At 43.1% G+C, this 19,268-nt stretch carries 16 protein-coding genes; 12 read left to right on the top strand and 4 right to left on the bottom strand.

What is annotated here, in order from left to right:
• Positions 1 to 6 precede the first annotated feature (6 nt).
• Entirely contained in the window at positions 7 to 1,182 is a 1,176-nt protein-coding gene (gene fadA, locus BP27_RS0107185; RefSeq protein WP_027850970.1) for an acetyl-CoA C-acyltransferase FadA, read from the top strand.
• A 190-nt stretch (positions 1,183 to 1,372) separates the two neighbouring features.
• On the opposite strand, the gene BP27_RS0107180 is transcribed toward fadA, so the two are convergent.
• Positions 1,373 to 3,328, bottom strand: a complete 1,956-nt coding sequence (locus tag BP27_RS0107180; protein ID WP_027850969.1) for an acetoacetate--CoA ligase — start codon at positions 3,326 to 3,328, stop codon at positions 1,373 to 1,375.
• Positions 3,329 to 3,578: 250 nt separating this feature from the next.
• Between BP27_RS0107180 and BP27_RS0107175 the strand changes: the two genes are divergently transcribed.
• Complete coding sequence (locus BP27_RS0107175; RefSeq protein WP_027850968.1) at positions 3,579 to 4,043, top strand: chemotaxis protein CheX; 465 nt, start codon at positions 3,579 to 3,581, stop codon at positions 4,041 to 4,043.
• A gap of 5 nt (positions 4,044 to 4,048) precedes the next feature.
• Here the strand turns inward: BP27_RS0107175 and BP27_RS0107170 are convergent, their stop codons facing one another.
• Positions 4,049 to 5,263, bottom strand: coding sequence for an HDOD domain-containing protein (locus tag BP27_RS0107170; RefSeq protein ID WP_027850967.1), 1,215 nt, complete (start codon positions 5,261 to 5,263; stop codon positions 4,049 to 4,051).
• Positions 5,264 to 5,395: 132 nt separating this feature from the next.
• On the opposite strand from BP27_RS0107170, the gene BP27_RS0107165 reads away from it, so the two are divergent.
• Positions 5,396 to 6,334, top strand: a complete 939-nt coding sequence (locus BP27_RS0107165; protein WP_027850966.1) for a 2-hydroxyacid dehydrogenase — start codon at positions 5,396 to 5,398, stop codon at positions 6,332 to 6,334.
• On the opposite strand, the gene BP27_RS0107160 is transcribed toward BP27_RS0107165, so the two are convergent.
• Complete coding sequence (locus tag BP27_RS0107160; protein WP_027850965.1) at positions 6,331 to 6,900, bottom strand: Smr/MutS family protein; 570 nt, start codon at positions 6,898 to 6,900, stop codon at positions 6,331 to 6,333. The two genes, BP27_RS0107165 and BP27_RS0107160, sit on opposite strands and share 4 nt — an antisense overlap.
• Positions 6,901 to 6,962: 62 nt before the next feature.
• Between BP27_RS0107160 and prmB the strand changes: the two genes are divergently transcribed.
• The 6 genes from prmB to BP27_RS0107130 all read left to right on the top strand — a co-directional run bounded on the left by prmB (position 6,963) and on the right by BP27_RS0107130 (position 12,730).
• Entirely contained in the window at positions 6,963 to 7,919 is a 957-nt protein-coding gene (gene prmB / locus BP27_RS0107155) for a 50S ribosomal protein L3 N(5)-glutamine methyltransferase (protein ID WP_036239692.1), read from the top strand.
• A 29-nt stretch (positions 7,920 to 7,948) separates the two neighbouring features.
• A complete protein-coding gene (gene aroC / locus BP27_RS0107150) occupies positions 7,949 to 9,049 on the top strand; it encodes a chorismate synthase (RefSeq protein ID WP_027850963.1) in 1,101 nt (366 codons plus the stop codon).
• Between the two features lie 187 nt (positions 9,050 to 9,236).
• The gene (locus BP27_RS0107145; protein ID WP_027850962.1) at positions 9,237 to 9,482 is read left to right on the top strand and encodes a DUF6489 family protein; all 246 of its coding nucleotides are present in this window, start codon (positions 9,237 to 9,239) and stop codon (positions 9,480 to 9,482) included.
• A gap of 139 nt (positions 9,483 to 9,621) precedes the next feature.
• Positions 9,622 to 10,035 (top strand): phasin family protein, encoded by a 414-nt coding sequence (locus BP27_RS0107140; protein ID WP_051610438.1) that lies wholly within the window; start codon positions 9,622 to 9,624, stop codon positions 10,033 to 10,035.
• Positions 10,036 to 10,127: 92 nt separating this feature from the next.
• On the top strand, positions 10,128 to 12,125 hold the full coding sequence (phaC, locus tag BP27_RS15595) for a class I poly(R)-hydroxyalkanoic acid synthase (protein WP_150112027.1): 1,998 nt from the start codon (positions 10,128 to 10,130) through the stop codon (positions 12,123 to 12,125).
• Positions 12,126 to 12,253: 128 nt separating this feature from the next.
• Positions 12,254 to 12,730, top strand: a complete 477-nt coding sequence (locus BP27_RS0107130; protein WP_342665794.1) for a YehS family protein — start codon at positions 12,254 to 12,256, stop codon at positions 12,728 to 12,730.
• A gap of 80 nt (positions 12,731 to 12,810) precedes the next feature.
• Here BP27_RS0107130 and rne read toward each other — a convergent pair whose 3' ends face one another.
• A complete protein-coding gene (rne, locus tag BP27_RS0107125; RefSeq protein WP_425411881.1) occupies positions 12,811 to 15,525 on the bottom strand; it encodes a ribonuclease E in 2,715 nt (904 codons plus the stop codon).
• Positions 15,526 to 16,038: 513 nt separating this feature from the next.
• On the opposite strand from rne, the gene BP27_RS0107120 reads away from it, so the two are divergent.
• The 3 genes from BP27_RS0107120 to BP27_RS15585 all read left to right on the top strand — a co-directional run bounded on the left by BP27_RS0107120 (position 16,039) and on the right by BP27_RS15585 (position 19,265).
• Positions 16,039 to 17,007: an RluA family pseudouridine synthase gene (locus tag BP27_RS0107120; protein WP_027850958.1), complete on the top strand. Its 969-nt coding sequence runs from the start codon at positions 16,039 to 16,041 to the stop codon at positions 17,005 to 17,007.
• A complete protein-coding gene (locus tag BP27_RS15590) occupies positions 17,004 to 17,996 on the top strand; it encodes a S49 family peptidase (RefSeq protein WP_036239690.1) in 993 nt (330 codons plus the stop codon). The genes BP27_RS0107120 and BP27_RS15590 overlap by 4 nt, the downstream gene beginning before the upstream one ends.
• Positions 17,997 to 18,128: 132 nt before the next feature.
• Positions 18,129 to 19,265 carry an efflux RND transporter periplasmic adaptor subunit gene (locus BP27_RS15585; protein WP_036239688.1) on the top strand — a complete coding sequence of 379 codons (1,137 nt, stop codon included), beginning with the start codon at positions 18,129 to 18,131 and terminating at the stop codon, positions 19,263 to 19,265.
• Positions 19,266 to 19,268: the final 3 nt, after the last annotated feature.

The following is a 19,268-nucleotide window of genomic DNA, read 5'->3' as shown; positions in this document are numbered from 1 at the left end:
AGAACAATGAGTCTGCAACCACGTGATATCGTAATCGTAGATGGTGTACGCACTGCCATGGCTAAAGCCAAAAATGGTGCTTTCCGTAATGTGCGAGCTGAAGAACTATCCGCTGACATTATGCGTTCCTTATTAACGCGTAATGCAGGTTTAAACCCAGCCGAAATAGATGACATTATTTGGGGTTGTGTCAACCAAACCCTAGAGCAGGGTTATAACGTAGGCCGTAATGCGGCAATTTTAACCGATATTCCTAAAACTGTGCCGGCACAAACGGTTAACCGCCTGTGCGGTTCTTCCATGAGTGCTATCCATATTGCTGGCGCGAATATTCAAGCGGGCTTAGGTGATATTTACCTAGTGGGTGGTGTAGAACACATGGAGCACGTGAGCATGATGCACGGTGTCGATGTGAACCCCTCTGCGAGTATGCAAAATGCTAAAGCCGCAATGATGATGGGCTTAACCGCTGAATTGCTAGGTAAAATGCACGGTATTACTCGTCAACAGCAAGATGAAATGGGTGCACGTTCACACCGTTTAGCCCATGACGCTTCTATCAATGGTCGTTTTGATAACGAAATTATTGGTGTAGAAGGTCATGATGCAGAAGGTCGTTTAAAGCTCATTCTTAAAGATGAAGTGATTCGCCCCGAAACCACAGTAGAAACGCTAAGCCAGCTTAAGCCAGTCTTTGATCCTCGTAGTGGCACAGTAACCGCAGGTACTTCCTCTGCCTTATCTGTGGGTGCTTCTGGTATGCTGATGATGAGTTACGAGAAAGCTCAAGCCTTAGGACTTAAACCTATTGCTAAAGTACGCTCTATGGGTGTTGCTGGCTGTGATCCTTCCATTATGGGTTACGGTCCTGTTCCAGCCACTAAAAAAGCACTTAAAGCAGCCGGCTTAACCATTGATGACTTGGATATTGTTGAGTTGAATGAAGCCTTTGCTGCTCAGGGTTTACCCGTGCTAAAAGACTTGAAACTCATGGATAAGATGGACGAAAAAGTTAACTTAAACGGTGGTGCAATTGCTTTAGGTCACCCACTGGGTTGTTCGGGTACACGTATTTCCACTACTCTGTTGAACGTAATGGAGCAAAAAGATGCCACGCTAGGTTTAGCGACTATGTGTATTGGAATGGGGCAGGGTGTGGCGACAATTTTTGAGCGTGTTTAATTGAATTACTAGCTGCCTAGGCATGACTGCGTTAAAAACCTGCTTAAAGTGCTCATTTACTTCTAGTAAACTGCGCCTTTTCGCAGGTTTTTGCCTTGTCCTGCCGTCGTCGCTAACGTAATGACTAAATTGAGTAATATGAAAAAAACCGGAGATTGTGGTCTCCGGTTTTTTTATGGCTGAGTTTTAGTTAGCTTTGCAGTTCAGGTAAGTCTACAAATAATTCTAAAGCTTCTGGGTTGGCTAAAGCATCTTGGTTTTTAACCGGTCGGCCATGCACGACTTCTCTAACCGCTAGCTCTACTATTTTTCCAGACAGGGTGCGAGGAATATCGGCCACCTGAATAATTTTGCTAGGAACATGGCGGGGTGTAGTTTCAGACCGAATTGTATCGCGCAGTCGTTTACGCATTGCATCGTCAAGCACAAAGCCTTCTTTCATGCGCACAAACAAAACCACACGTACATCGTCCTTCCAGTCTTGCCCAATACACAGAGCTTCTAAGACTTCTTCAACCTTTTCTACCTGACGGTAAATTTCTGCTGTGCCTATACGTACACCACCTGGGTTAAGCACGGCATCAGAGCGACCATGGATAATCATGCCGTCTTCAGCGGTAATTTCTGCATAATCGCCGTGTGCCCAAATATTATCGAAACGATCAAAGTAAGCGGCTTGGTATTTGCTTCCGTCTTCATCATTCCAGAAGCCAATCGGCATAGAAGGAAAGGGTTGAGTACAGACCAGTTCACCTTTTTCTTCTAAAACTGGCTGGCCTGCATCGTTGAAGACTTGCACATCCATGCCTAGGCCACGGGCTTGTAACTGTCCACGGTAAACCGGGCGAATTGGGCAACCCAGCGCAAAGCAGGAAACGATATCGGTACCGCCAGAAATTGAGGCAAGCAGTAAGTCTTGTTTGATTTCACGATAAACGTAATCAAAGGATTCATGCGATAAAGGCGAACCAGTAGAAAGAATCGCACGTAATTTAGGTAGCTTATGGGTAGTACCGGGTTTTAAACCAGCTTTTTCGCAAGCGGCAATGTATTTAGCGCTAGTACCAAACACGCTTACCTCTTCATTTTCTGCCATATCCCAAAGTGCTTTAGGTTCTGGTGCAAAGGGTGAACCATCAAAAAGCACCAAGGCTGCCCCAGCGGCTAAACCTGACACTAGCCAGTTCCACATCATCCAACCACAAGTGGTGTAGTAAAATAGGGTGTCCTCACGGGTTAAGCTGGTGTGTAACAAATGTTCTTTTAAGTGTTGTAATAAAGTACCCCCGGCAGAATGCACAATGCACTTGGGCTCACCCGTAGTACCTGATGAGTACATAATATAAATGGGGTGATCAAAGGGCAGTTGAGCAAAATCTATTTCTTTGGCATCGGCAATTCTAAAATCATCCCATAAGATCGACTTGTTGATACCGCTAATGTCTGGGTGGGTTTCTAAATAAGGAAAAACCACCACTTCTTGTAAGGCATCTAAGGATTCAACAATTTCAGCCACTAGAGGCAGGCTATTGATACGTTTGCCGTTATAGAGGTAGCCATCGGTGGCAAATAAAAATTTAGGCTGAATTTGCCCGAATCTATCGAGTACGCCATTAAAGCCAAAGTCTGGTGAACAAGAAGACCAGATAGCGCCCAAGCTAGTCGCGGCAAGCATGGCAATTAAGGCGTAATGGCAGTTAGGAACAAAGCCAGCCACTCGATCACCTGGCTTAACCCCTGCTTTTTGTAGGGCGGCAGAAATTTGCGCAACCTGGTCGTAAAGCTGGGCGTGGGTTAATGAAATGCGTTGGCCGTTTTCGTGTAAAGAAATAATTGCTGGGCGGTCATCACGAAATTTAAGTAAGTTTTGAGCAAAGTTTAATCTAGCTTCAGGAAACCAGCGCGCACCGGACATTTTATGGGCATCAACTAAAGCTTGGCTGCCCTGTTCAGCGGCCACCACGCCACCAAAATCCCAAATCTCTGACCAAAATTCCGCAGAGTGAGTGTTGCTCCATTGAAAGAGGTCTTCGTAGCTAGTTAATTGTAATTGGTAACCTTCATTTACCTGCTGCATAAAAGCAGCCAGTGGGCTAGCTGCGATGCTGCTGGGTGAAGGTTGCCAAAGGGGTTGGTTTACAGGCATAAGAAAGCCTCCATATTATTGTTGTTAACTTAGGTTGTTGATCATTAAACATAATACTAGTCGAATTAAAACTGTTGGTTATACAGGTTTAACCATTTATACCCGCTAACATAGCACTAGAGGAAGTTGACGTAAACGTAAACTTATGGCTTTTTTCCTGCATTAAACAATGTTTTTGAATCTACACCTCCCTTTTGTAGAGTCTTTGCGGTAAGCTTTGCGTTTACTTTTTATTCTTTGGGTAGCAGTTATGCGCGCAGATTTTATTAATCCCTTCCTTCACGCCATGGTAAATGTTTTACGCACTATGTGTGATCTTCAGCCGCAGGTGGGCAAATCCATATTAAAGGAAGATAATATTGCCCGTGGTGTGGTCACCGGTTTTATAGATTTAATGGGTGAAAAAACATCCGGCTCTATGGCAATTAGCTTTACAGAACCCGTCGCAATAGACCTAGTCGAGCGTATGCTGGGTGAGCGTCCCACTAAAATTAATGCCACAGTGGAAGACTTGATTGGTGAAATAACCAATATGGTTTCGGGTGGAGCTAAAAAGATTCTATCTGAAGAAGGTTATAACTTTTATCTGTCGCAACCGGTTACTTTTGTAGGTGAAGGGCATAAAATTTTGCACAGCGTTTATGGTCCAAAAATTTTAATACCCTTCCATGTGGAAAGTGGCGACTTTGTTGTTGAAGTCTGTTTCAGGGACTAGCTGAATTACAAGCCAAACATAGCTTGCGTTTCTGCTACCTGTTCAGCGGCATCTTCTACCAAAGCAAGACTAAAATCTTCTGTTAAGCCTTGCTTGGCTAACTTTCTAAAAGCCGGTAGCTCATCTAAGCGCGGGTAGCGGTATTGGTCATCAGTACCTTTTAAGCTATGTAAGCGGGCTACTTTTAGTAAATCATCTAGGGTTGCCTTAGGATTGTCTTCAGTGGTTTGCCAAGTGTTAATTTGGCGAATACTTGTAATGATTTCTTCATCAAAATTCCAGCTACTCAATAACAAACCGCCAGCCTCTGGCATCAACTCCTCCAAGAGTGGCTCCATTTCCTTAGGGTCAAGTTCGCCTTGTTGGTCCATAAACTTTAAAATAGCTAACTCACCTAGGTTGTGAATTAATCCAATTAATAAGGCTTGATCACCCGATAGGTGTGAATGGTGCAAAGTGAGTAGCTGACAAATAGCTGCAACCCTAACACCTTGTGTCCAAGTCTCTACCATGCGTTTTTTAACCCAAGCTTGCTTAGCTTTAAACAGCTGGCGCAAAGAAAACAGCATAACCAGCTGGGAAGTGGTTTCTAAACCTAAGCGCATAATGGCATCAGCGGATGTTTTGCAATGACTACCTCGGTGATAAAGCGGACTGTTGGCTGCAGCCACCAGTTTTGCGCTGATAGATGGATCGTGATTCAGTAGCTTTTCTAGCTCAGCAATTTCTGGCTCTTCTTGCTCGAGCACTTTTCTAACTTTTAATGCGACACTGGGTAGGCTAGGTAGGGTAAATTTTTTATCTTCTAATGCAGTTTTAAGGCGGTTATAAAATATTTGAGCCTTGGTTGACAGCTCTAGCCCATCAAAATTAGCAATAATAGACGCTTTAACTTGTTGAGTAAGCAGCTTGCCTGGTAAAGCAATTAAAACAGCAGCAGAGGCGCTATTAACTTGGTAAATACTGGGCCTGAGTCTTGCAATACTTAGCCTAGCTTCAGGAGTGCCGGCTTTAATTTCTTGTTCGCGCCCATCTTCAGCAACGAGGTTTACCTTCCCATTAAGTAAAAAAAACTCTAAATCAGAGCTGGAGCCTAAGGGGAGTATCGTTTCATCAGCAGCTTCACAGCGTTTTATTCTCATGCTGGGTTTAAGCAAAATTAACTGCTCGTCTGTAAGCTGTGAGAACTGTTCAAACTGATGTAAGTCGCTAAGCTTCATATTGCTGCTCTCTAAAAAGGCTAGTTAAAATTTAAGCTAGCTTACAAGATGGCTAATTTGGCTGCTAGACATATATTAGTTAGGCTTGCTGGTAAATCATAGCAGTAGCTATTCAAAACTAGGAGTTAGATCATGTTTTACCTGCATTTTGGTGATGAACGAGAAGAGGACTATTGGCTTAAGTGTTTTAAGCAGCAAGCACCAGAACTTCGTGTTGTTACTGCAAAGGATAAAGTAGATTTTGAGAAAGTGCACTGGGCGGGTGTGTGGAACCCTAAACCTAACTTCTTTAAAAGTTTTCCAAATTTACAAGGTGTGTTTGCCCTTAGCGCGGGTGTTGATGCGCTAGTTTCAAGAGAAGATATTCCTAATAACTTACCCATTATGCGTTTGTTGGATGCGGGTATGGCGCAACAGATGATTGATTACCTTTTATGGGTGACACTGACTTTACAAGGTGATTTTGACCTGTATATAGCACGTCAAAAACAAAAAATTTGGCAGGCTGAACCCAGTAAAAGTTTAGATAAGCCACGTATTGGAATTTTAGGTTTAGGCGAACTAGGTATAAAAGTAGCACAAAAGTTTGCTGAGCTAGGTTATTCAGTTAAGGGCTGGAAAAGAACGGCTGTAAGTCTACAAGGTGTAGAGGTTTTAGTGGGTGATGAGGGGTTTTCAAACCTATTAAAGCAAACAGATTTGTTGGTAAATTTGCTGCCTAATACTCAAGCAACCGCTGGGATTTTAAATAAACAGAACTTAGAAAAATTACCCCAGGGAGCAAGTTTAGTTAATATAGGGCGAGGACAACAGCTAGTTGATAGTGACTTAATTAGCCTCTTAGACTCTAAACACTTAAGGTTAGCGGTGTTAGATGTATTTAAAACTGAGCCTTTACCCCTCGAGCCAGTTGCTCACCCTTTTTGGACTCATCCACAAGTGCTAATAACGCCTCACATAGCAGCTTATACTCTGCCCGAGTTAGCAGTAGAGCAGGTGGTGGATAACTTAAAACGCTTAGCTCAGGGTGAAAAGCCACTAGGTTTAGTTGATTTAGCCTTAGGTTATTAGTTAGCTAGGCGTTTACGGGTGCGCAGTAAGATATAGAGTGCACCTGTGCCACCATCTTTTGGCAAGGCAGAACAAAAAGCCAAAACTTCAGGCATTTGCCTTAACCAAACATTAACGTGAGACTTAATGCTAGGTACTTCACCTTCACGGTTGTAGGCCTTACCATGCACCAATAACAAGCAGCGACTAGAAGACTGGTAACCATCACGAATAAACTCACTCAGTGCTGCCCTAGACTTTTCTATAGTAAACCCATGTAAATCCAGTCCTTCTTGCCAGTTTAGCTGTCCTTTTTTTAATTCTTGCAAGGTTCTTAGAGGCAAGTCAGGCACATGAAAAAGCAAGCTTTCGCCTGGGTTAACCGGTCTAACCTGGCCGTCAGAAATGCCTAAGTCTGCTAAAGAGCTGGGTTCGCTGGTGGCAGCTTGACGACGAACTTGGTGGTTAATGTCTTTGACTCGGCGTGGTTTGCCTAGGTCTGCAAGGTTTTGCTTGACGGGTTTAACCCCTTTCATTAACTCACGGAATAAGTTTTGATCATCATTAGAGTCATTATCAGGGCTCACTTTTTGCTCCTTATGTTAAACTGAGCTAATGCTAACACGCCAACCTAGGAAATTACTCAGCGATGAGCTCAATCACTAATCAATCGACAAGTTCGCTAGTGCAAGAACTGCAAACTCTAAGAGACTTTGTTCGTTGGGCGCTAACCAATTTTAACCAAAATCACCTCTATTATGGTCATGGAACAGATAACGCCTGGGATGAAGCGCTTCACCTAGTATTGGGTAGTTTACATCTGCCTTGGGATACAGACGAGCGTTTATTAGATGCACGACTTACCCATCAAGAGCGTGAAAATTTAATTAGGCTTATTAAACAGCGTTGTGAAAATCGTACACCACTACCTTATTTACTGGGCGAAAGTTGGTTTGCTGGCTTGCCTTTTAAAGTAGACGCTAGAGTGCTTATTCCTCGTTCACCTATTGCCGAACTTATTCTTAACTGCTTCGAGCCTTGGTTTGATGAAACCCAGCCACCCGCTAAAATTTTAGACTTGTGTACGGGTAGTGGTTGTATAGGTATTGCTTGTGCTTATGCTTTTCCAACGGCTGAAGTGACTTTAAGCGATATTTCGCAAGATGCCTTAGAGGTAGCAAAAGAAAATATTAGTCGTCACCACCTAGGTCAGCGAGTTACCGCTCTTGCTTCTAATTTATTTGCAGCCTTAGAAGTGGATGAGAAATTCGATTTAATCGTTAGTAATCCACCCTATGTTGATCCTCAAGACCTAGCTACTATGCCAGAAGAGTACCATCAAGAGCCTGAGTTAGCGCTTGCAGCAGGTGAAGATGGTTTAGATCTAGTAAGGATTATTTTAGCCCAAGCAAGGCAACACCTTAATGATGGCGGCTTATTGGTGGTGGAAGTGGGTAATAGCGAAACCCACCTAGAAGCTTTATTTCCACAAGTACCTTTTTTATGGGTTGAATTTGAATCTGAAGCTGGTGGTGTTTTTGTATTAACTGCTGAACAGTTAGATGAATATCAAGCAGATTTTAATGCGGCTTTAACAAACATTTAACTTATATAAATATAAACGGAAGCTGATTTATGTCGGGTAATACCTTTGGAAAACTATTTACTGTCACCACCTTTGGTGAAAGTCATGGCCTAGCTTTAGGCGCTATAGTCGATGGTTGTCCGCCGGGAATGGCGTTAACAGAAGCTGATTTGCAGCTAGATTTAGACCGCCGCAAACCTGGTACTAGTCGTCATACCACGCAAAGGCGTGAAGCTGATCAGGTAAAGATTTTATCGGGAGTATTTGAAGGTAAAACAACGGGTACACCCATAGGTTTGCTAATAGAAAACACTGATCAACGTTCTAAAGACTACGGCAAAATTCAAGAGCAGTTTCGCCCTGCCCATGCTGATTACACCTACCAACAAAAATATGGCATTCGTGACCATCGGGGCGGTGGTCGTAGCTCAGCCCGCGAAACAGCTATGCGTGTGGCTGCAGGCGCTATAGCTAAAAAATACTTATTTGAAACACACGGTATTACTGTGCGCGGTTATTTGTCACAGCTAGGGCCTATCAAAGTAGAAAAGCTTAATTGGGATGAAGTTGAGCGTAACCCTTTCTTTTGTCCTGATCCTGACAAGGTGTCTGAAATGGAGGCCTATATGGATGCTCTACGCAAAGAAGGTGATTCCATTGGGGCACGCATAGAAGTGGTTGCTGAAGGCGTTCCGCCCGGGCTAGGTGAGCCAGTTTTTGATCGTCTAGATGCAGAAATAGCCCATGCCATGATGTCTATTAATGCTGTTAAAGGAGTAGAGGTGGGTGCCGGTTTTGCTTCTGTTGAACAAAAAGGTAGTGAGCACCGAGATGAAATGAGTGAAGCAGGCTTTTTAAGTAATCATGCTGGTGGTATTTTAGGCGGTATTTCCAGTGGTCAGGCTATCACCGTGAGTATGGCATTAAAACCAACATCTAGTTTGCGCTTACCTGGCCAAAGTGTTGATATTAAAGGTGAAGCTTGTGAAATAATAACTACAGGTCGCCATGACCCTTGTGTAGGTATAAGAGCGACACCTATTGCTGAAGCAATGTTAGCTTTAGTATTGATGGATCATTTATTGCGTCATAGAGGCCAAAATGTTGATGTAAAACAAACTACACCCATAATACCGCCTAATGTTGTTTAGCCAAGAAGGTAATCTAGCTTTAATCTTAGGCGATTTTAATTAGTTGCTAGGCTTAGCTAGATAAAAACACTAGGAAAACTATCACTAGTTTATGTTAAGGCTAGAGTCTTATATCCTAGTTGCTTTATATATGAAATACTGCTTAAATAGTAAATGAAGGACTCACCTATAAAGGCGGAGGGCGCTTGTGAAGGTCAATATAGAATTAGAAATGACTCCTGAAGAGTTTCGTAAAGCTATGGGCTTACCTGATGTACAGCCATTTCAGGATGACTTAATGAGGAAGATAAGAGAGCAGATGGAAGCTGGAGTAGATGGTTACGACCCCTTATCACTCTTAAAACCATTCGTCTCACAAGGTTTTGACTCAGTCAGTAGTTATCAAAAAATGATGATGGACTTAGTTTCAAGCTATGGTCAAAGCAGCAGTTAAGACTATAGTTTAAAGAGATAACAAAAATAAACCTCGAAGGATTGAGGGAAGTAAAATTAATAAATTTAAACTTATAGATAAAAATCTATACAAAAACTAACTGAGACTTAAGTCTCAAAATAAATTAGAGGTTTTAATTATGATGCAAGATAAAAACATGCAAGAAAAAATGATGAATGCTTTTACAGAGCAAACTAAAAACATGTACAACCCTATGCGTAAAATTAATGCGCTTTTGGTTGAAAACATGGAAAAAATGACTGACTTTCAGCTAGAAGCATTAAAAGCTTACAGCCAAATGGGTTTAACCCAAATGAAGCAAGCTACTTCGGTTAAAGATGCAGATGGCGTTCGTGACTATAGCGCATCACAAGCTGAAATGATGAGCTCGCTCAGCAAGAAAGTACTTGAAGATGCTAAAACCATGGCTGATATGAGCATGGAATTTAAAGGCGAAATTGAAAAAATTATGGAAGAGTCTCGCGCTCAAGCTTTCAACAAAGCACCTGAAGATAAAGCAGCCAAGCCTGCAGCTAAGCCTGCTAGTAAGTAATACTGACTAGTTTTAGCCTTCTAAAGCGTTAGAAAATTAAAAAAGGGGCTACTAGCCTCTTTTTTTATAGGTAAATAAAAGGGAGTTGGTGAATGACTGAAGAAAAAAATGATCAGCAACCCGATCATAATCCATTTGACCCTGCTGAAATGTTCGAATGGATGACTGAGGCTAATGAGCGTTATCAAGCTGTAATACAACAATTTATTAGTCAAAATGAAGGGGGCGCTAGTGATACCTCCTCATCTATATTTAACGATATGGGTGAAAACTTTCAGCAGTTAGGGCAGCAGTTAGCTGCAAATCCTATGGTGATGTTTGACGAACAGATGAGCCTAATGCAAGGCCAGATGCAATTATGGCAAAACACTGTGCGTGAACTCTTAGGTCAAAAAGATGTTGAAGCAACCATAGAACCTGCAAGAGATGATCGCCGCTTTAATGATCCTGAATGGTCAGAAAATTTAATTTATAAGTTTATTAAGCAGTCCTATCTACTTCAGTCTCGCAGTGTGTTGAATGTAGTGAACGGGGTTGAGGGCTTAGAAGACCATACGCGTCAGCAGGTTGACTTTTATACACGTCAGCTAGTGAATGCACACTCACCTTCTAACTCCCTGTTTACCAACCCTGAAGTTATTCGACGCACAGTAGAAACACGCGGCCAAAACTTACTGAAAGGAATGAAGCAGCTAAGTAACGATATGAAGCAAAGTGCTGAAGGCCTGAACGTCACTATGACGGATGTTAGTGCTTTTACATTAGGTGAAAACGTTGCGACAACGCCTGGCCAGGTAGTTTTTCAGAATAAGTTAATACAATTAATTCAGTATCAGCCCACCACTGAAAAACAGTACAAAACACCTTTGTTAATTGTTCCACCCTGGATTAACAAGTTCTACATACTAGACTTGCGCGAAAGTAACTCACTAGTTAAATGGTTAACAGACCAAGGGCATAGTGTGTTTATTATTTCTTGGGTTAACCCTGGTCCAGAAATGCGTGATTATGGATGGTCTGAATACATGAACCAAGGCACTTTGGCAGCGATGGATGCTGTTAAAGAGCAAACAGGTGAAGCAGATGTAAACCTGCTTTCTTACTGTATTGGTGGCACTTTAACTGCTTCTACAGTGGCTTACCTAGCAGCAACTAAGCAAGAGAAGCGTGTTAAGTCAGTTACTTACATGGCAACTTTGCAAGATTTTTCAGATCCAGGTGAAATCAGTGTATTTATTAATGAAGCCAGCTTACGAGGTATGGAAAAACAGCTAGATACTACCGGCTATTTAGATGGCCGCGTTATGGCATTTAGCTTTAACCTACTGCGTGAAAACGACTTGTTTTGGTCTTTCTATATTAATAACTACCTTAAAGGTGATCGACCAGCTGCTTTTGACCTGCTGTATTGGAATACTGACGGCACTAATATGCCAGCTGCTATGCACAAGTTTTACTTGCGTAATATGTACCAGCATAACCGTTTGATTCAGCCAGGTGGTATAGAAGTTGATGGTGTTAAAATAGACATAAGCAAAGTGAAAACACCTGCTTACTTTGTTTCAACAATCCAAGACCATATAGCTAAATGGAAGTCGACTTATACTGGTGCTCAGGTTCACTCAGGGCCTGTTAAATTTGTGTTATCAGGCTCAGGGCATATTGCTGGTGTAGTTAACCCACCCAACAAAGTAAAGTATGGCTACTGGACTAACGATCTAATAGCTGAAACGCCTGATGCTTGGTTTGCTGGTGCAGATAAACATGAAGGTTCTTGGTGGTCAGATTGGCAAGAATGGGTGACTAGCAACAAATATGCTGACCCAGCGAATCAAGTGGTAGCTCGTGATCCTAATAAAGGCAAGTTAAAGGTTATAGAAGCAGCACCGGGTAGTTATGTTAAGTTAAAAATTACCGATGTTATTGCACCTAAACCAGAAGCGGCTAATACGGACTCACCTGAAGATCCTGCTGCATCTAAAGAAAAAGTTGCTACTAAGCCTGCTGCTAAAAAAGAAGCAGCAACAAAAGCAACTCAACCAACAGCTAAGCCTAAAACGACTAGAGCTAAAACGCCAAAAGCCAAATAAAGTTCTAGCTAAGTTAGCTTAGAGATGTAAATATTGATCAAGGGTCACTCTTTTAGAGTGGCCCTTTATTTTTGTATAAATACAATCAAACGACTCAAAAGTTAAAGCCTAGGGTAATGAAGGTTTGAATAGGAAGGTGTGTCATCAACAATAACGATATTCTACGCCGTGTGCGTTATATTTTTGATTATAGCGATCAACAAATGCTGGCTAAATTTGAACTAGGTGGCTACAAGGCCAGCAGACAGGAGTTATTAGCTTGGATGAGCCGTGAAGAAGAGCCTGGTTTTGTTTTGTGTGAGGATGTCATGCTTGCACGGTTTTTAAATGGGTTAATCATTAAAAACCGAGGCCCTAAAGGCGATGGCATACCTGAGCCAGAGCAGCTACTAAGTAATAATATTATATTAAGAAAGCTTAAAATTGCACTCAGTCTGCAAGCAGATGACCTGCTTAAAATGTTGCAACTGAATGGATTTTCTATAAGTAAACATGAGCTGAGTGCTTTGTTTCGTAATCCAGAACACAAGAACTACCGAAGGTGTTTAGATCAACTGATGCGTAACATTCTGGACGGTATGGAAAAGTATTATCGGAAAAAATAAAACAAAAAACTCGCCTTGTGAGCGAGTTTTTGTAGGTATCGCTTGCTGTAGGTAGTCAGCAAGCGATTAAATACTAACGATTAGTCGTTACTTGAATGAGCCTTAAGCTCTTCTTCCATTTTCTTGCGACGGCGCACTTCACGCGGGTCATTAGGTGCGCGACCAGGCAAGGGTTGGTAGCCAGGTAAGTGAGCAAAGGGGTTGTTGCTTGCTTCTTCTTTAGGTGCTGCAACCTCTTCTACTGGAGTAGGCTCAGGTGCTGGCTCTGCTGCGGCTACATGAGGCTCAGTCACAGGCGCAACTTGAGGCGCTTCAACCTGAGTATCTTCCGCTTTAGCTTCTTTAGTAGCAGTAGCAGGAGTTTCAGTAGAAGCTTCAACCTTAGGCTGCTCTGTAACTGCTGCTTCGGCTAGTGGTTGTTGTGGAGCCGCCGCTTGTGTAACGGTGGTTTCCTTAGCAACTGCTTCTGTTTCGGTAGCGTCTGATTCAGTTTTAGCTGGACGACCTCGACCAGATTTAGGCTTTTCTTCTACTGAGTCTGCTGCAGTGTTTGTTGATTCATTGCTAGCTGCTGTTACCTTGGGCTCAGGTGCTTTTTCAATTGATGTTCCCTGCTGCTCAGCGCTGGCAGTTGTTTCAGTTTTAGCTACAGCTTTTTTGTCAGTAGGCGAAGAAGGTGCTGTTTCAACTGTATCTTCATTAGTCGGTTGTACGCTCGACTTCAACTTCTCAAAGTCTGGAGCAACGGCTGCGTCACCCGTCACTGCTTTATTGCGGCGGCGGTTACGCGGGTTAGTGCGAGTTGGCTTAGGCGGTGTATTGCTATCCTGAGCAGTTGCAGCTTGTTGGCGTGTTTCCTGACGGTTTGTCTCGTTTGAGCTGTTTGACTCATCACGTTCACGACGCGTACTGGTGCGGCGATTATCAGTGCGCTGGCGTGGGTTGCGCTGGTTATTTTCGCGCGTTTTACTTGTGCGGTGAGTACGTTCACTCGGCTTTTTATCAGCTGTATTGCGGTTAGGCGTTGTGTTGGTTGCTGGTTTTTTAGCTTCAACTTTTTCTGTGTTAGTAGCCGGCTCACCAAATAAGAATTTAACTAGTCGATTAACCAAGCTGGGTTTTTCATCTTTTTCTGCTGCTGTGGTCGCTTGGCTATTGGCTGCACTAATAGCTTTGGCTTGTTCTTCAGTAGGTGCAGGTGTGGTGCGAATAACATTTTGAACAGCTGCTTCTGCAAAGCCAGTTGCTTTTTCATTGCTGCTCAGCGGTTCTTTGTCATTAGTAGCGCTAACGTCTAACTCGTAGCTAGCAACTTGAATATCCGTTTCAGGTAACTCATCTTCACGCACTCGGAATACATCGTAATGAGGTGTGTGCATATCAGGGTTAGGAATAACCAACACTTCAACCTTTTGACGCTGCTCTATTTCGTTTAAAGGAGAGCGTTTTTCATTCAGTAAGAAGGTAGCAACAGTGACTGGTAATACGGCACGAATTTGTGCGGTATTTTCTTTCATGGCTTCTTCTTCAATTAAGCGAAGAATAGAAAGTGCGATGGATTTAACATCACGAATGGTGCCTTGACCTTCACAGCGAGGGCAAACCATACCACTGGTTTCGCCTAGTGATGGACGTAGACGCTGACGAGACATTTCTAGTAAGCCAAAGCGTGAAATACGACCAATTTGTACACGTGCGCGGTCAATTTTTAGCGCATCACGCATACGGTTTTCAACTTCACGCTGGTTTTTAATGGGGCTCATGTCAATGAAGTCGATCACTACCAAACCACCAATATCACGCAGGCGTAATTGGCGTGCCACTTCATCGGCGGCTTCTAGGTTAGTTTGTAGCGCAGTTTCTTCAATATCACTGCCACGGGTTGCTCTGGCAGAGTTAATGTCTATAGAAACTAAAGCTTCTGTATGGTCAATAACGATAGAGCCGCCCGAAGGGAGTTTTACTTCACGTTGGAAGGCAGTTTCTATTTGGCTTTCTATTTGAAAACGTGAAAAAAGCGGTACGTCATCTTGGTAGAACTTAATTTTGTTCTGGTAGGTAGGCATTACCTGCTGAATAAAGGTTTGTGCCTGATCGTAAACTTCCTGATTATCAATCAGCACTTCACCAATATCTTGGCGTAAGTAATCACGCATGGCGCGAATAATAACGTTAGATTCACGATAAATAAGGAAAGGCGCAGGCTTTTCTAAGGCTGCTTGGTTTACTGCTTCCCAAATTTTTACTAGGTAATCTAAGTCCCACTGTAGTTCTTCGCTTATACGACCAATACCCGCAGTGCGAACAATAACACCCATTTGGTTGGGTACATTTAGATTGTTCATAGCATCTTTTAGGGCAGCTCTTTCTTCACCTTCAATGCGGCGAGAAATGCCCCCTGCGCGTGCGTTGTTAGGCATTAAAACTAGGTAACGACCTGCTAGGCTAACGTAGGTAGTAAGCGCAGCACCTTTATTACCACGTTCTTCTTTATCTACCTGAACAATAACCTCTGTGCCTTCTTTGACTAAATCACGAATATTGCCACGGCCTTCATTAGGGCTTTTAGCAAAATATTCACGACCTATTTCTTTTAAAGGTAAAAAACCATGGCGTTCAGCACCATAGTCTACAAAGGCTGCTTCTAAGCTGGGTTCTACACGGGTAATGCGTCCGCGATAAATATTGGCTTTTTTTGACTCTCTTGAACCAGATTCTATGTCGAGATCGTAAAGTCTTTGTCCGTCTACAAGCGCTACCCGGCGTTCTTCTGGCTGGGTAGCATTAATTAGCATGCGTTTCATGGTGTTTCCGTATGTTCTGGCAGTCCAGACATGGCGGGTTGTTTACATTATGTTTCTTTGTGCTGTTACACCAAAAGCCAGTTGGGGTTTTGGTTCTCTGCTTTAACGCTTAACTTAAGAGACTGTTCGCTTCATTTAAACTACTCACTGAGTAGCGAGCTAGGGATAAACAACTAATTTATATGGTCGAAACGTCACAATTTCTGCTAGTTAGCACAAGGTAAAAATAAATAATTCACAACTCGCGAGCCTGTGCCGCGGTTTCTTCTTTGCCTGATAAAGGACATCGGGCGTTATTAAAATTCGTTTTCTTAAAATTTGTTTTGTGCTGGCCTGCGTGTCGCCCACCAAAATCTACTATGGGTGCAGGCGCTCCATGAGGGGTTACCCTTTTTCGCACACCGCATCATACCAGCAGTCATGTAGCTGAGCAATCGGTCAGAAAAAGACTTCTAAGCTTGTTATACTGAGCTGATTTTTTGGCTAACCTAGGTAATTTGCTTTATGTCGAGTCCCAGTACACCAGTTGTTGCAGTGAGTTATTTAGAAATAACGGCTAATGCAGCAGGTCAAAGGTTAGATAACTATTTGCTAGGCCAGCTAAAAGGTGCACCTAAAACTCTGATCTACCGCATTATTCGTAAAGGCGAGGTAAGAATTAATAAAAAGCGCGCCAAAGCAGATACCCGTTTAAAAGCGGGTGATTGTGTAAGGGTGCCGCCTATACGTTTAGCTGAAAAAGCTTCGGTAACACCCGTGGGCAAAGGTTTGCGTGAACTTTTAGAGGGTGAGGCGCTTCTGTTCGAAAATGAACAGGTGATGGTTTTTAACAAGCCGGCTGGCTTGGCTGTGCATGGTGGTAGTGGTGTGCGTATCGGCTTAATTGAAGCATTAAGGCAGGTTAGGCCTGAGTTAACTAGCTTAGAACTGGTGCATAGGTTGGATAAGGATACCTCAGGGTGTATTTTGTTAGCTAAATCTCGCCAAGCTTTGAACTTTTTACAAGATCAGCTACGTGAAAAAAGTATGGGTAAGTATTATCAAGCCTGGGTGTTGGGTGATTGGCCTAGCAGCTTAGTAGAAATTAATGCGCCCATCGATCGTGCTTCTTCGCCCTCAGGTGAGCGCCGCATGAAAGTAGCTGAGTTTAATCAAGGCAAGGCATCGCTGACACGTTTCAAAATTATTAAAAAGCAACAGGGTCTGACATTAATTGAAGCAGAACCAGTCACAGGGCGAACCCACCAAATTCGTATTCATGCCACCTCGGCAGGTTTTCCATTAATTGGCGATCCAAAATATGGAAAAGACGCAATTAATGAACATTTTCGCCGTGCAGGTATCCCAAGAATGTTCTTGCATGCGCGTCGACTTGAGTTTTTAGATCCGGTAACGCAGCAACGCATTTCTATAGAAGCACCCTTAGAAGAATCTTGGCAGAAAGTTGAACAAGTAAAGGTAGGAAAGCTATGAGTGAGCAACATGACCCTTGGACTAGCCAAGCTAAGCCAGTTGAAGAGCAAAAGAAAACAGGTGAACCTGAGCAATGGATGCAAGCTTGGGCTAAAGAAGTTTTATTAGAGCAGCGCCGAGCTAGAAGAGGCCGTTTAATTGGCGGTATTTTTCGTGGTGTCTTAACTCTGGCGGTTTTATTGCTAGTTTTTGGTTCAGGAAAACAGCTTTTATCGCCTGCAACAGAGGTTTCTACCAGTGGAGAACATTTGGCTTTAGTTGATATTAAAGGAACGATTGAAGCAGACGGACGAGCCAGTGCTGTACAAGTATTGCAAGGTGTAGAACGCGCTTTCAAAGCCCCAGGTGCTAAGGCGGTGGTGTTAAGAATTAATAGCCCAGGTGGCAGCCCTGTACAAGCCGGTCAAATTTATGAGGGTGTAGTAACACTAAAGAAAAGCAATCCTGAACTTCCTGTTTATGCCGTTATTGAAGACCTAGGTGCCTCAGGTGGCTATTACGTTGCAGTAGCTGCAGACACTATTTTTGCAGATCGTGCCAGTTTAGTAGGCTCTATTGGAGTGGTTTCAGGTGGGTTTGGTTTTAAAGAAGCCATGGAGCGCTTAGGTATTGAACGTCGAGTATTCACCTCAGGTGAGAATAAGGCTTTTTTAGACCCTTTTACTGAAATGAATGCTGAGCAGAGAGCTTTTTGGCAAACCGTTCTTGATTCCACTCATCAGCAGTTTATTGAAAGAGTCAAAGAGGGTCGTGGTGAACGCTTAGTCAACAACCCACAAATTTTTTCTGGATTAGTTTGGAATGGTGAGCTGGCTTTAGAGCAGGGTTTAATTGACGAACTAGGCTCAGTCTTCTCTTTGCAGAGTCGTTTGGGCTTGGAGCGAACAGTTAACTACACGCCAGAACCTAACCCTTGGCAATTAATAGAAAAGCGTTTAGGAACTGCTTTTAAGTCTGCTTTAATTGAGCTGGCGGCGCCAAGTTACTAATTGGCAAGCTAATGAAAAAATAGTGTTGTTTAGTGTTACTTTAATTTAAATCTATGTAGAATAGAACGGTCAGTCTAATTTGCCATAAATGAGTTGGTTTTTTTGGCATCACCATTTTTATATGAGGTTGTTATGCGCGTGCCTTTTCGTCCTGTATTTCTTGTTACTCTGCTCGCTAGCGCTTTGCTAGTGGGTTGTGATAAACAAGAAGCCCCAGCTGCAGCTCCTAAAGAGGCTCCAGCACAAGAAGTAGCTATAGTTACCCTTAAAGCACAAGAGGTAACCTTGCACCGTGAACTTTCGGGTCGCACCCATCCTTTTTTAATTGCTGAAGTTCGTCCTCAAGTCAGTGGAATTGTTGAAGAGCGTTTATTCACTGAAGGTGCCTTGGTAGAAGAAAATCAACCACTCTATCAATTAGATAATGCCCTTTATTTAGCTGAGCTCAATAGCGCCAAAGCTTCTTTGCAGCGCGCTAAAGCCTCTTTAAGTTCTGCTCAGCGGGTTGCTAAGCGTGCTAAAAGCCTGCGTGCAACGGGAGCGATTAGTCAGCAGGGCTATGATGATGCCATGACAGGCTTAGAAGAAGCAGAAGCCAGTCTTGCTGTCGCAGAGGCAACGGTGCAAAGCCGTCAAGTAACACTCGGTAATGCTCGTATTACCGCACCTATTAGTGGCCGAATCAGTATTTCTACTGTTACGCGTGGTGCTTTGGTTACAGCTAATCAGCCGCAAGCTTTAACAACCATTCAGCAGTTAGACCCTCTGTATATTGATGTTAACCAATCTTCTAATGAATGGTTAAGATTACAGCGTCAGCTTGAGTCGGGTGCCTTGTCTCGTTCTGAAGACGTTGATGTGATTATTACGTTAGAAGATGGTAGCGAATACCCTCACCCAGGTCGAATGACACTAGCTGATGTAACTGTTAACCAAAGCACTGGTAGTTTTGCTTTGCGTGCTGAAGTGCCTAACCCTGACTACTTACTTCTACCGGGTATGTATGTAAGAGCACGTATCAATATGGGTACACGTGAAAATGGCTTGCTAGTACCTCAGCGCAGTGTTGCACGTGATGCGCGTGGCGATACGTTTGTAATGCTAGTGAATGGCAGCAACCAAGTTGAACGTCGCACGATAGTAGTTAATCAAACGATTGGTGATCAATGGTTAGTTGATTCAGGTGTTGAGCCAGGTGATCGAGTCGTTGTTGCTGGCCTGCAAAAAATTCGTCCAGGTGCAACGGTTACTACTGTTAAGGCCGAATAAGGA

This window comes from Marinospirillum insulare DSM 21763, from assembly GCF_000686905.1.
GTDB classification, from domain to species: domain Bacteria; phylum Pseudomonadota; class Gammaproteobacteria; order Pseudomonadales; family Halomonadaceae; genus Marinospirillum; species Marinospirillum insulare.
Note: the sequence above shows the minus strand (reverse complement) of the source record. Positions and strands in the feature narration are given on the sequence as shown.